1 pseudogene is annotated in these 264 nt (G+C 72.7%); it reads right to left on the bottom strand.

The annotated features are described in order from the left end of the window. Window positions 1-264, bottom strand: a pseudogene (locus GV790_RS30325) (hypothetical protein); the annotation flags it as partial.

Below are 264 nucleotides of genomic sequence, written 5' to 3' on the forward strand. Positions count from 1 at the left end.
CGCGTCCGTGATTGGCTGTCGCAGCGACGGCGCTTCGAGTTCTGCCTCACCACCGTCATGGTGATGCTGCTGACCGGCACCTGCGCCGCGCTGCTGCTGCTCCCCGATTCGGTGGTGGCGCCGCTGCGCGCGGCCCGCGCGGGCACGACCACCACGGGCGACCGGGACCAGTCCTGGCCCCACAGGTCGGTGACGGCGGTGCTCGCGGCCGTGAGCTCATCGGCGAGCAGGTCGACTTCGCGCTGGTGCTGCGGATGGCCGACG

It is taken from the genome of Nocardia cyriacigeorgica, assembly GCF_010858045.1.
Lineage (GTDB): Bacteria > Actinomycetota > Actinomycetes > Mycobacteriales > Mycobacteriaceae > Nocardia > Nocardia cyriacigeorgica_E.